The organism is Streptomyces sp. NPDC001668 (genome assembly GCF_042893155.1).
Classification (GTDB): Bacteria; Actinomycetota; Actinomycetes; order Streptomycetales; family Streptomycetaceae; genus Streptomyces.
Genome location: NZ_JBIAUQ010000024.1, coordinates 36,928 through 49,717, shown reverse-complemented (window position 1 = coordinate 49,717; position 12,790 = coordinate 36,928). Strand labels below are relative to the sequence as shown.

Genomic DNA, 12,790 nt, shown 5'->3' with positions numbered 1-12,790 from the left:
TGGGTGGGGTGAGAGTTCTGAGTGGCTCCACCGGTCCGACGACGCAGTCCAGAGACGAGGAACCCAGCTGTGAGCGACGTCCGTAACGTGATCATCATCGGCTCCGGGCCCGCCGGCTACACGGCGGCGCTTTACACCGCGCGCGCGTCGCTGAAGCCGCTGGTGTTCGAGGGCGCCGTCACTGCCGGTGGCGCGCTGATGAACACCACCGAGGTGGAGAACTTCCCCGGCTTCCAGGACGGCATCATGGGCCCCGAGCTCATGGACAACATGCGGGCCCAGGCCGAGCGTTTCGGCGCCGAGCTCATCCCGGACGACATCGTCAGCGTCGACCTGACGGGCGACATCAAGACTGTCACCGACACCTCGGGCACGGTCCACCGGGCGAAGGCCGTGATCGTCACCACCGGCTCGCAGCACCGCAAGCTCGGTCTGCCGAACGAGGACGCCCTGTGCGGACGCGGTGTCTCGTTCTGCGCCACCTGTGACGGCTTCTTCTTCAAGGACCAGGACATCGCCGTGATCGGCGGCGGTGACACCGCGATGGAGGAGGCGACCTTCCTCTCCCGCTTCGCCAAGTCCGTGACGATCGTCCACCGTCGGGACACCCTGCGTGCCTCCAAGGCGATGCAGGAGCGCGCCTTCGCCGACCCGAAGATCAAGTTCGTGTGGGACAGCGAGGTCGCCGAGATCCAGGGTGACCCGAAGCTCTCGGGCCTGAAGCTGCGCAACCTCAAGACCGGCGAGCTCTCGGACCTGGCGGTCACCGGCCTGTTCATCGCGATCGGCCACGACCCGCGCACCGAACTGTTCAAGGGCCAGCTCGAGCTGGACGGTGAGGGTTACCTGAAGGTGCAGGCGCCTTCGACCCGCACCAACCTGACCGGTGTCTTCGGCGCCGGCGACGTGGTCGACCACACCTACCGCCAGGCGATCACCGCGGCCGGCACCGGCTGTGCCGCCGCTCTCGACGCCGAGCGCTTCCTCGCCGCCCTCGCCGACGAGGAGAAGGCGGAGCCCGAGAAGACCGCTGTCTGACCCCCATCCCGCCCCACCGCACCAACCAGTTAAGGAGCCCGCCGTGGCCGGCACCCTGAAGAATGTGACCGACGATTCCTTCGAGCAGGACGTCCTGAAGAGCGACAAGCCCGTCCTGGTGGACTTCTGGGCCGCCTGGTGCGGACCGTGCCGTCAGATCGCGCCGTCCCTCGAGGCGATCGCCTCCGAGTACGGCGACAAGATCGAGGTCGTCAAGCTGAACATCGACGAGAACCCGGGTACGGCCGCCAAGTACGGCGTCATGTCCATCCCGACGCTGAACGTGTACCAGGGCGGCGAGGTCGCCAAGACCATCGTCGGCGCCAAGCCGAAGGCCGCGATCGTCCGCGACCTCGAGGACTTCATCGCTGAGTGATGTTCGCTGAGTGATGTTTCACGTGAAACACGATGGGGCCGGCCCGAAAGGGCCGGCCCCATCGCATTACAGCGGACGCAGCGCCGGTTCCTTCTGGACCGCCCCCAGAAGCCGGTCGAGTGCCATCTCCACGTCTTCCTTCCAGGAGAGCGTGGTGCGCAGCTCCAGCCTGAGCCTCGGGTACGTGGGATGAGGCCTGACCGTCTTGAAGCCCACGGCAAGGAGATGATCCGCCGGAAGCAGACAGGCGGACTCTTTCCAATGGGCGTCGCCGAAGGCCTCAATGGCCTTGAAGCCCCGCCGCAGCAGATCCTTGGCCACTGTCTGGACCATCACCCGGCCCAGCCCCTGCCCCTGATAGCCCGGCATGATGAACGACGTCATCAGCTGGACGGCATCCGGAGAGACAGGGCTCGTGGGAAATGCCGTCGAGCGAGGCACGTACGCGGGAGGGGCGTAGAGGACGAAGCCGACCGGTACGTCGTCGACGTAGACGACCCGGCCGCACGATCCCCAGTCCAGCAGGACGGCGGAGATCCAGGCTTCCTTCTCCAGGGCGGATGTTCCCGCCTTTACCGCGGCTTCTCCGCTGACGGGATCCAACTCCCAGAAGACACACGAGCGGCAACGCCGGGGTAGGTCCTGAAGGTTGTCCAGCGTGAGCGGTACGAGCCGACGCCCCATGAAGGCTGTTCCTCGCTTCCTTCGCCCGCCGCGTCGCGGGCGGCCGTCAGAGCGCTCCGTTCCCTGAGCAGGCTGCCGACGAATCCGCCGACCGCCCCCAGTCCCAGGCCCGCGCTCACCAGTCCGCTTCGGCTCATCGTTCGCATGGCCCCTGCCTCCCCTCAGAGGTGCTGCCGGGTGGATGTGCCGCACCCAATCGCATCGTATCCACCCAGCGATTCCATCGATACCGCCTGAAAGCAAAGAGCGGGCCGTGTTCCCGGATACACCGGACACGACCCGCTCTTGGTGCTTCGCGTGGGCGCTTCCACCCTGACGAGGCCTGGCTCAGGCTTCCGTCTCCTCGGCTCCGTCGTCCAGCAGGCTCTTCTGCAGAACCGGTCCCTCACCGGGGGCGAGGGAGCTGAGGATGCGCTCAAGGTCCTCCATCGAGGCGAACTCGACAGTGATCTTGCCCTTCTTCTGCCCCAGGTCGACCTTTACCCGCGTCTCGAAACGGTCCGAGAGACGCGTCGCGAGGTCGGACAGCGCCGGAGAGACCCGGGCGCCGGCACGCGGCCCCTTGGGTCGCTGGGCGGTCTGCGGCCGCGAGCCCATGAGGGTCACGATCTCCTCGACCGCACGCACCGACAGTCCCTCGGCGACGATCCGGTGGGCCAGCCGGTCCTGCTCCTCCGAGTCGTCGACAGAGAGCAGGGCGCGGGCATGTCCGGCGGAGAGCACCCCGGCGGCCACCCGGCGCTGCACCGCCGGCGAGAGCTTCAGCAGGCGCAGGGTGTTGGAGACCTGCGGACGGGAGCGCCCGATGCGGTCCGCCAGCTGGTCGTGCGTGCAGTTGAAGTCCTTCAGCAACTGGTCGTAGGCGGCTGCCTCTTCCAGCGGGTTCAGCTGAGCACGGTGCAGGTTCTCCAGGAGGGCGTCCAGGAGGAGCTTGTCGTCCTCCGTGGCCCGCACGATCGCAGGGATCGCCTCCAGGCCGGCCTCACGGCTGGCACGCCAGCGCCGTTCGCCCATGATGAGCTCATAGCGGGCGGGACCAACCTGTCGTACGACGACCGGCTGGAGAAGACCGACCTCCTTGATGGAGGTGACCAGTTCCTGGAGCGCGTCATCGTCGAAGACCTCACGCGGCTGGCGCGGGTTCGGCGTGATGGAGTCGAGGGGGAGCTCCGCGAAATGGGCGCCCATCGGAGGCGCGGGCGTCTCCGGGTAGCCGTTGACCGACGGCTCCTCGGTTTCACGTGAAACAGGCGGCAGCGTGGCCACCTTCGCCGCGGCCACCCCACGGTCGGTCGTCAGCACCGGAACGGATGTCGGAGACGCCGAACCAGCGCCTCCCATCGCCGCCGGAGTCGGCGTCTTCTCCGTCGGGGCAGCGGGGATCAATGCGCCGAGACCACGGCCCAACCCCCTCCGTCGCTCGCTCACTGGATCCCCTCCACCATGCTCGGGTTGCTCTGTGCGCCGATGTGCGCCTGCGTCGGGTCATAGCTGACGCCGACGCCCTTCAGCGCGATCTCTCGTGCTGCCTCAAGGTAGGACAGGGCACCGCTCGATCCGGGATCGTAGGTCAGTACCGTCTGGCCGTAACTCGGCGCCTCGGAGATACGGACGGAGCGGGGAATGCTCGTCCGCAGCACCTCGTCGCCGAAGTGGGTGCGCACCTCGTCCGCGACCTGGGACGCGAGGCGCGTCCGGCCGTCGTACATGGTGAGCAGGATGGTCGATACGTGCAAGGTGGGGTTGAGGTGACCGCGCACCAGATCGACGTTGCGCAGCAGCTGTCCCAGACCTTCCAGCGCGTAGTACTCGCACTGGATCGGGATGAGGACCTCCGCACCGGCCACGAGCGCGTTGACCGTCAGCAGGCCGAGCGAGGGCGGACAGTCGATGAGGATGTAGTCCAGAGGCTGCTCGTACGCCTGGATCGCTCGCTGCAGTCGGCTCTCACGGGCCACCAGGGACACCAGCTCGATCTCGGCACCGGCCAGATCGATGGTGGCGGGGGCGCAGAAGAGACCTTCGACATCAGGGACCGGCTGGACGACCTCGGCCAGCGGCCTGCTGTCGACCAGGACGTCATAGATGGAAGGGACTTCGGCGTGATGGTCGATCCCCAGCGCGGTGGATGCGTTGCCCTGGGGGTCGAGGTCGATGACCAGGACACGGCCGCCGTGCAGAGCCAGCGAAGCGGCAAGGTTGACGGTCGTCGTCGTCTTGCCCACTCCGCCCTTCTGGTTGGCGACGACCATGATCCGGGTCTGCTCGGGCCGTGGCAGGCCCTCGCCGGCGCGGCCAAGAGCCTCTACCGCCAGTTGGGCAGCACGACCGATCGGAGTGTCGTCCATCGGGGGCGGTGTTTCACGTGAAACATCGTCCCCCATCGACTCGGTTCGGGGACCGGGGACCGGATCGGTCATCGGTCCCGCGATGTTGGCGTCGGACCGCAAGGATTCACTCTCCTCGACTTCAGGCTCGCAATGAACAGAGCCTCCCATGTCTTCGGGGTCGTGAACCAGTGAGGCCTGTTGTTCTGTGGAGAAATCCACCTCTGTGGACAACTCCGTTACCTCTCCGAGTGACCCGAGAGGCTTCCGGTCGCGGGGTTCGGCCGCGGCGCGGCCCCGGCTGATGATGCCGTGCAGCAGTGAGCGACGTTTCACGTGAAACACGATGCAGGGCAGCCGTGCCCGTTCTGCCGCGACACTCCGGCATGCATAGGTTTGGCAGCTTGTGTGGAGTACGTCTCGTCGTCAGGACGGATCAGCGGCGTCGGCGCGTGCGGCTGGTGCGAGCCGCCTTGGCGCGCTTGGCCGCGAAGCGCACACCGCCGGGGCTCTCCCCGACCTCGACCCTCACCACCGTGGACAACGGGTCCACCACTCCCTCGCCCACATGCAGGACGGAGGTCTCCACGGCACCGAGCTTGCTCAGGGCCGTACCCGCCGCCTTGAGCTCCTCCTCGGCGGTGTCGCCCTTGAGGGCGAGCATCTCCCCGTAGGGACGCAGCAGCGGGACACCCCACGTCGCCAGCCGGTCCAGTGGGGCCACGGCCCGCGCTGTCACCACATGCACGGGGGTCAGCTTGCCCATGACCTCCTCGGCACGGCCTCGCACGACCGTCACATGGTCCAGGCCCAGCAGCTCCACGACCTCCGTCAGAAAGGTCGTGCGCCTCAGCAGCGGCTCCAGCAGCGTGATCTTCAGGTCCTCACGGACGAGGGCCAGAGGAATACCGGGCAGACCGGCACCGGAACCCACGTCGCACACCGTCACACCCTCGGGAACGACCTCCGAGAGCACAGCGCAGTTCAGCAGATGCCGCTCCCACAGGCGGGGCACTTCACGCGGGCCGATGAGCCCACGCTGCACCCCCGCCTCGGCAAGCAGCTCGGCGTAGCGCACCGCGTCCTCGAAGCGATCGCCGAACACCTCACGCGCCTGCTCGGGCGCGGGGGGAAGCTCCGCTGCCTCCGTCACGGGGAACCGTCCTTCCGTACCGCATCAGCGCACCGGGCGCCGAGCACCAGAACTATCAGGCTGACAAAGTTCGGCCCCGCCTGCTCTACAGACGGGGCCGGAGGAACGTACGGACCGATCAGGCGGGAAGCACGACGACGAAGCGCTGCGGCTCCTCGCCCTCGGACTCGCTCCGCAGCCCGGCGGCCTTGATCGCGTCGTGCACGACCTTGCGCTCGAACGGCGTCATCGGGTCGAGCTTCACGGACTCGCCGGTGCTCTTGACCTCGGCGGCGGCCTTGGCGCCCAGCTCCGAGAGCTCGGCGCGCTTCTTGGCCCGGTAACCGCCGATGTCGAGCATGAGCCGGCTGCGGTCCCCGGTCTCCCGGTGCACGGCCAGGCGGGTGAGCTCCTGCAGGGCTTCCAGCACCTCGCCGTCACGGCCGACCAGCTTCTGCAGATCACGGCCGCCCGCGTCGCTGATGATCGAGACAGCGGCGCGATCGGCCTCGACGTCCATGTCGATGTCGCCGTCGAGATCGGCGATGTCGAGCAGACCCTCGAGGTAGTCCGCCGCGATCTCACCCTCCTGCTCCAGGCGGGTCAGGGTGTCTGCGCCCTCGGCAGCGGCGGAGGTGGTGCCTTCCGTCACGGGATGGACTCCTTCTTACTTCTTGGACGGGGACTTGGGCCGCTGCGGACCCTTGCGCTGTCCGGACTGGGCCTTGCTGCGGGTACCGCCGCCGGTCTGCTTCTTGGCGGGAGCGGCGGGCTTGGCGTCCTCGGGCTCATCGGACTTGGTCAGCGAGGTCGGCTCCGACGACTGGTCGTCACCGGCCGCCTTCGCGCCGGCCGTCGCCGCTCCCGACTGCCGCTGGGACTTGCTCTGCCGCTTGGGCTGCTGGCGCTTGGGGGTGGCCGCGCTGGCCGTCGAGCCGTCCTCGGTCTGGACCGCGGCCTGGGACTCGCTCTGGATCACGGAGCCGTCGGCCTGGGCCGCCAGGCCCGCCTTGTTCAGACCGTTGATGAACTTGCGCTCGAACTCGTTGCGGTCACGGCCCTTGGCCACGATCGCCTTGATGATGGTGCGCTCGCTGCGCTTGCGGGCCTTGCCGTGGGTCGTGACGTGCTTGGTGAGGCGCTCCAGGTAGGCGGCCTGGGCCTTGGAACCCGGGGTCGGGTTGTTGTGGATGACGTACATCTGCTGGCCCATGGTCCACACGTTGGTGGTCAGCCAGTAGACGAGGACACCGACGGGGAAGTTGATGCCGAAGACGGCGAACATGACCGGGAAGACGTACATCAGCATCTTCTGCTGCTGCATGAACGGCGTCTTGACCGTGGTGTCGACGTTCTTCGTCATCAGCTGGCGCTGCGTGTAGAACTGCGACGCCGACATCATGACGATCATGACCGCGGTGACGACCCGCACGTCCGTGACCGTGGCGCCCAGCGCCTGGACGGTGGCGGAGCCGTCCTTGAACTTCGCGGCGAGCGGGGCGCCGAAGATGTGCGCCTTACGGGCGCTGGCCAGCAGCGATTCGTTGATGACACCGATCGTGTCGCCCGTCGCGATGCCGTTGAGCACGTGGTACAGGGCGAAGAAGAACGGGGACTGCGCCAGGATGGGAAGGCACGAGGAGAGCGGGTTGGTGCCCGTCTCCTTGTACAGCTTCATCATCTCTTCGGACTGACGCTGCTTGTCGTTCTTGTAGCGCTCCTGGATCTTCTTCATCTCGGGCTGGAGCGTCTGCATGGCCCGCGTCGACTTGATCTGCTTCACGAAGAGCGGGATCAGGCAGATACGGATCAGGATCACGAGAGACACGATCGACAGGCCCCAGGCCCACCCGGTGTCAGGGCCGAAGATCTTGCCGTACACCGTGTGGAACTGAACGATGACCCAGGAGACGGGTGTCGTGATGAAGCTGAAAAGACTGGCAATCGTGTCCACTAATCATGCTCCTTGGGCATGGGACGGAGTCTCTGCGGCCGGGCTCGAAGGAGTCTGTCCCTCGGTGGCCGAGGCGGCGGAGGACCCGCCCCTACGTGCACGCCAGGCGTTACGCAGCATTTCGTGCCACCGCGGACGCCTGCGCGGCGGGACATGGTCCACACCGCCCAGCGACCACGGATTGCAGCGCAGGATGCGCCAGGCGGTGAGTGCCGTTCCCTTGATCGCGCCGTGCCGGTCGATGGCCTGGTAGCCGTAGTGGGAGCACGACGGGTAGTACTTGCACACCGGCCCCAGCAGCGGGCTGATGGTCCACTGGTACAGCTTGATCAGCGCCAGCAGCGGGTACTTCATCGTGCGCCCCCTCCCAGGAGCCGCTGAACGGCGGCATCCAGGTCTCGGGCCAGCTGTTCGTGATCAGCGTCGCCCGCCTCGGGCAGCGCTCGTACTACTACCAGGCTACCGGGGGGAAACAGAGCGACCCTGTCGCGCATCAGGTGACGCAGTCTGCGCTTCACCTTGTTGCGCACGACCGCGCCGCCCACGGCCTTGCTCACGACGAAACCCGCACGCGTCGGGGGAGCGCTCTCCCCAGGCGCGTGCGGGTCCGTGGCACCGCTACGAAAATGGACGACGAGGGACGGGCGGCCGGCCCGGCGCCCTCGTCGTACCGCGGTCGCGAAGTCCTCGCGCCGCCTCAGCCGGTTCTCGGTGGGCAGCACGACGGCATGACCTGACCGGGATCAGGCGGACAGGCTGGCGCGACCCTTGCTGCGGCGGTTCGCGAGAATCGCGCGGCCGGCACGGGTACGCATCCGCAGACGGAAGCCGTGGGTCTTCGCGCGGCGACGGTTGTTCGGCTGGAAGGTGCGCTTGCTCACTCGGGGGCTCCAGAGATAAATCGGTGGTGGCGGGTGCCGTCCTGGCTGTCACCGTGCGCCCACGAGTAGCTCGCAGTAACGCCCGAGTGCACCGCTTCCCGATCACCCGAAGCGATCTGTGCCCATCGGAGGCAGGCGGCAGCAGCCATCGACAACTCGACCTGGTTACGGTACGCGCGGCTGCGCCATCCGGTCAAACCAGCGGTCACCGGGAGACACTATCCACAGGCTGGGGACAACAACTTGAACCGCACCCGTCGCCCTGACTACCGTGGCTGAACTCCGATTCGTTCCCTTGACCCCCGTCTTTCGGCTCCACCCCATTTGAATCCCAACTCGTCCCACAACCACACGTTCGTGGGACCCGTGAGAGAGCGTGCCCTGTGGCTGACGTACCTGCCGATCTTGCCGCAGTGTGGCCACGCGTACTCGAGCAACTTCTCGGTGAGGGCCGCGTCCAGGGCGTGGAGGCGAAGGACGAGCACTGGATCCGGCGCTGCCAGCCGCTCGCGCTGGTCGCCGACACCGCCCTGCTCGCCGTACCGAACGAATTTGCGAAAGGCGTACTGGAGGGCCGGCTGGCCCCGGCCGTCAGCGAGACGCTGAGCCGTGAGTGCGGCCGTCCGATCCGCATCGCGATCACCGTCGACGACTCCGCGGGCGAGCCTCCGCCGCCGCCCGCGCCTCCGGCCCCCCGGCCCCAGCAGCGCTACGAGGAGCCGGAACTCCCCTCCGGCCAGTACGACAACCAGTACGAGGGCTACGGCCGTCACCGCGCCGACGACTCCCGTCCGAACCGCGACGAGCAGCGCCCCGGCCCGCAGGGCGACCAGGCCCCCCGGGACCAGCTCCCGACCGCCCGCCCGGCCTACCCCTCGGAGTACCAGCGCCCCCAGCCCGGCGCCTGGCCGCGCCCCGCACAGGACGAGTACAGCTGGCAGCAGCAAAGACTGGGCTTCCCGGAGCGCGACCCGTACGCCTCGCCGTCCCAGGACTCGTATCAGCAGGATCCGTACCCGCAGGAGTCGTACGGCCCTCCGTCGCAGGACTACCGCCCGCAGCAGATGGAGCGCCCGTCCTACGACGGCCCGCGCTCCGACTACGACCAGCGACCGGACTACGACAAGCGGCCCGACTACGACAAGCCGCGCGCCAACTACGACCAGCCCAGGTCCGACTACGACCAGCGCGACAACCGCCGTGACCTGCCCGATCCGCCGCCCGGCTCCGGGCATGTGCACCGCGGCGGCCCGGTCGGCTCCAACCTGCCCACCACCGGCGCCCCCGGTCCGCTCGCCGCGCAGCCCGCGCCGGCGACCGGACCGGGTGAGCCCACCGCGCGCCTGAACCCCAAGTACCTGTTCGACACGTTCGTCATCGGCGCCTCCAACCGCTTCGCCCACGCGGCCGCGGTGGCGGTCGCCGAAGCGCCGGCCAAGGCCTACAACCCCCTCTTCATCTACGGGGAGTCGGGCCTCGGCAAGACCCACCTGCTGCACGCCATCGGGCACTACGCGCGCAGCCTGTATCCCGGCACGCGCGTGCGGTACGTGAGCTCGGAGGAGTTCACCAACGAGTTCATCAACTCCATCCGCGACGGCAAGGGCGACAGCTTCCGCAAGCGCTACCGCGAGATGGACATCCTGCTCGTCGACGACATCCAGTTCCTCGCGGACAAGGAGTCGACGCAGGAGGAGTTCTTCCACACCTTCAACACGCTCCACAACGCGAACAAGCAGATCGTGCTCTCCAGCGACCGGCCGCCCAAGCAGCTGGTGACACTGGAGGACCGGCTGCGGAACCGTTTCGAGTGGGGCCTGATCACCGACGTCCAGCCGCCCGAGCTGGAGACGCGTATCGCGATCCTGCGCAAGAAAGCGGTCCAGGAGCAGCTCAACGCCCCGCCGGAGGTCCTGGAGTTCATCGCCTCCCGCATCTCGCGCAACATCCGCGAGCTGGAGGGCGCGCTGATCCGGGTGACGGCGTTCGCCTCGCTCAACCGGCAGCCGGTGGACCTGGGCCTGACGGAGATCGTGCTGAAGGACCTGATCCCGGGCGGGGAGGACTCGGCGCCCGAGATCACCTCGACGGCCATCATGAGCGCCACGGCGGACTACTTCGGCCTGACCGTCGAGGACCTGTGCGGCACCTCGCGCGGGCGGGCGCTCGTCACGGCCCGCCAGATCGCCATGTACCTGTGCCGCGAGCTGACGGACCTCTCGCTGCCGAAGATCGGCGCGCTGTTCGGCGGCCGCGACCACACGACCGTGATGCACGCGGACCGCAAGATCCGCAATCTGATGGCCGAGCGGCGCTCCATCTACAACCAGGTGACCGAGCTGACGAACCGCATCAAGAACGGCTGACGGAAGCAGAGTTACGCCGGTTTCGGCACCGAAGGGCGCCCTGGGGACGAGTTCCCGAGGGCGCCCTTCGGCATTCCACAGGTCACGGCGCCGTAGCCCGCTGTTCGATTCCGCGCCGGGTTACGGCCTCCCTCCACAGATTCGGTGACTTTCTGCCGTCCACATCCTGGGGACTGCGAAGTTGTCCAGATCGCAGTCCACAGGCTCCCTGCCCAAAGACCATCGGCCCAGGTCAAGTGGCTGTGGATTCGTGGACGAACGATCTCCACAGACTGTGGACAGAGAGAAGATCCACAGGCTGTGCATCGAGTTGTCCACCGACAACCCACAGGCTGGGGCCGGTTGTCCCCAGCGATCAACAGCTTCTCCACATGCCTGTCCACTGTTCGGCAACGCGACGCGCCTGATCACCGGGGCGAGTGAAAGGCGTCACACGAAGGTGCCGGGTTGGGCTGTGGGAAAGACGGGTAAAGCTGGGGACGGTGCTGGGGAGAAGTCGCCTCAGGCTGTGCACGGAGTGTGCAGAACTTTCTGTTCTCCACAGAGACACCCGGTTGTCCACCGTCGTCGCCCACAGGGCCGGTGGACAAAATTCCCGCTCTGAGCTGGGAAAACGGGGTTATCCACGGTATCCACAGCCCCTACTACTACTCCCAACTAGAGAGAGCTGGGAATCCGTTTCGAAGTGGGGCCTGTGCACAACTCGCTGTCCGGCGCCCGACTGCGCCTCGTCACGACTTGACCCCGAGAGGCACCTACTGTCAGTGGGGTGCGTCAGACTGTTCCCCGGTGTCCTTCCCGTCACAGGGGCCGACGACACCGAGACAGACGACGAAGCCAGGCAGGCCGAGCAGCGCCGGCAACAGCAGGAGGCGGCAACAGTGAAGATCCGGGTGGAACGCGACGTACTCGCGGAGGCAGTGGCCTGGGCGGCGCGCAGCCTCCCGGCCCGTCCGCCGGCGCCTGTCCTCGCCGGCCTTCTCCTGAAGGCCGAGGAAGGCCAGCTGAGCCTGTCCAGCTTCGACTACGAGGTCTCCGCGCGGGTGTCGGTGGAGGCCGAGGTCGAGGAGGAGGGCACGGTCCTGGTCTCCGGCCGACTGCTCGCCGACATCTGCCGCGCCCTGCCCAACCGCCCGGTGGAGATTTCCACAGACGGTGTACGGGCGACGGTGGTCTGCGGCTCCTCGCGGTTCACCCTCCACACCCTGCCTGTGGAGGAGTACCCGGCGCTGCCGCAGATGCCGAGCGCCACCGGCACGGTTCCCGGTGAGGTCTTCGCCTCCGCCGCCTCCCAGGTGGCCATCGCCGCGGGCCGCGACGACACGCTTCCCGTCCTGACCGGTGTGCGCATCGAGATCGAGGGCGACACCGTCACGCTGGCGTCCACCGACCGCTACCGCTTCGCGGTCCGTGAGTTCCTGTGGAAGCCGGAGAACCCCGAGGCGTCCGCGGTGGCCCTGGTGCCCGCCAAGACGCTCCTGGACACCGCCAAGGCGCTCACGAGCGGCGACAGCGTGATCCTGGCGCTCTCCGGCTCCGGTGCGGGCGAGGGCCTGATCGGCTTCGAGGGCGCGGGCCGCCGTACGACCACGCGTCTGCTCGAAGGCGACCTGCCGAAGTACCGCACGCTGTTCCCGACGGAGTTCAACTCCATCGCCGTGATCGAGACCGCCCCCTTCGTGGAGGCAGTCAAGCGTGTGGCCCTGGTCGCCGAGCGCAACACCCCGGTGCGGCTCAGCTTCGAGCAGGGCGTGCTGATCCTGGAGGCCGGCTCCAGCGACGACGCACAGGCTGTGGAAAGGGTCGACGCCCAGCTGGAGGGCGACGACATCTCGATCGCCTTCAACCCGACCTTCCTGCTGGACGGCTTGAGCGCCATCGACTCCCCGGTGGCCCAGCTCTCCTTCACGACGTCCACCAAGCCCGCCCTGCTGAGCGGCAAGCCGGCCCTGGACGCCGAGGCGGACGAGGCCTACAAGTACCTGATCATGCCGGTGCGCCTCAGCGGCTGAGCGGCTGAGCGGCTGAGTCA

13 protein-coding genes are annotated in these 12,790 nt (G+C 67.7%); 4 read left to right on the top strand and 9 right to left on the bottom strand.

Features of this window, described 5'->3' with window-relative positions; translation table 11 throughout:
* Window positions 1-69 precede the first annotated feature (69 nt).
* A complete protein-coding gene (trxB, locus tag ACFYZ8_RS43060) occupies window positions 70-1,038 on the top strand; it encodes a thioredoxin-disulfide reductase (RefSeq protein WP_359033808.1) in 969 nt (322 codons plus the stop codon).
* 43 nt (window positions 1,039-1,081) lie between these two features.
* Entirely contained in the window at window positions 1,082-1,414 is a 333-nt protein-coding gene (gene trxA / locus ACFYZ8_RS43055; RefSeq protein ID WP_103545205.1) for a thioredoxin, read from the top strand.
* Window positions 1,415-1,480: 66 nt separating this feature from the next.
* Here the strand turns inward: trxA and ACFYZ8_RS43050 are convergent, their stop codons facing one another.
* The 9 genes from ACFYZ8_RS43050 to rpmH form a co-directional block, all read right to left on the bottom strand.
* Entirely contained in the window at window positions 1,481-2,098 is a 618-nt protein-coding gene (locus ACFYZ8_RS43050; protein ID WP_359033805.1) for a GNAT family N-acetyltransferase, read from the bottom strand.
* Between the two features lie 327 nt (window positions 2,099-2,425).
* Window positions 2,426-3,526: a ParB/RepB/Spo0J family partition protein gene (locus ACFYZ8_RS43045; RefSeq protein ID WP_388540547.1), complete on the bottom strand. Its 1,101-nt coding sequence runs from the start codon at window positions 3,524-3,526 to the stop codon at window positions 2,426-2,428.
* Window positions 3,523-4,596, bottom strand: coding sequence for a ParA family protein (locus tag ACFYZ8_RS43040; RefSeq protein WP_356595053.1), 1,074 nt, complete (start codon window positions 4,594-4,596; stop codon window positions 3,523-3,525). Before ACFYZ8_RS43040 ends, ACFYZ8_RS43045 begins: the two co-directional genes overlap by 4 nt.
* Before the next feature lie 265 nt (window positions 4,597-4,861).
* Complete coding sequence (gene rsmG, locus ACFYZ8_RS43035) at window positions 4,862-5,578, bottom strand: 16S rRNA (guanine(527)-N(7))-methyltransferase RsmG (RefSeq protein ID WP_359033801.1); 717 nt, start codon at window positions 5,576-5,578, stop codon at window positions 4,862-4,864.
* A 118-nt stretch (window positions 5,579-5,696) separates the two neighbouring features.
* A complete protein-coding gene (locus ACFYZ8_RS43030) occupies window positions 5,697-6,209 on the bottom strand; it encodes a R3H domain-containing nucleic acid-binding protein (RefSeq protein ID WP_355748709.1) in 513 nt (170 codons plus the stop codon).
* Window positions 6,210-6,224: 15 nt separating this feature from the next.
* On the bottom strand, window positions 6,225-7,511 hold the full coding sequence (gene yidC, locus ACFYZ8_RS43025) for a membrane protein insertase YidC (protein ID WP_359033799.1): 1,287 nt from the start codon (window positions 7,509-7,511) through the stop codon (window positions 6,225-6,227).
* Window positions 7,512-7,514: 3 nt separating this feature from the next.
* Window positions 7,515-7,865, bottom strand: coding sequence for a membrane protein insertion efficiency factor YidD (yidD, locus tag ACFYZ8_RS43020; RefSeq protein ID WP_359033797.1), 351 nt, complete (start codon window positions 7,863-7,865; stop codon window positions 7,515-7,517).
* Window positions 7,862-8,233, bottom strand: a complete 372-nt coding sequence (gene rnpA, locus ACFYZ8_RS43015) for a ribonuclease P protein component (RefSeq protein WP_059208182.1) — start codon at window positions 8,231-8,233, stop codon at window positions 7,862-7,864. Before rnpA ends, yidD begins: the two co-directional genes overlap by 4 nt.
* Before the next feature lie 21 nt (window positions 8,234-8,254).
* On the bottom strand, window positions 8,255-8,392 hold the full coding sequence (rpmH, locus tag ACFYZ8_RS43010; protein ID WP_005482975.1) for a 50S ribosomal protein L34: 138 nt from the start codon (window positions 8,390-8,392) through the stop codon (window positions 8,255-8,257).
* 383 nt (window positions 8,393-8,775) lie between these two features.
* Between rpmH and dnaA the strand changes: the two genes are divergently transcribed.
* Window positions 8,776-10,758 carry a chromosomal replication initiator protein DnaA gene (dnaA, locus tag ACFYZ8_RS43005; RefSeq protein ID WP_359033794.1) on the top strand — a complete coding sequence of 661 codons (1,983 nt, stop codon included), beginning with the start codon at window positions 8,776-8,778 and terminating at the stop codon, window positions 10,756-10,758.
* 881 nt (window positions 10,759-11,639) lie between these two features.
* Window positions 11,640-12,770, top strand: coding sequence for a DNA polymerase III subunit beta (gene dnaN / locus ACFYZ8_RS43000; protein ID WP_359033791.1), 1,131 nt, complete (start codon window positions 11,640-11,642; stop codon window positions 12,768-12,770).
* Window positions 12,771-12,790: the final 20 nt, after the last annotated feature.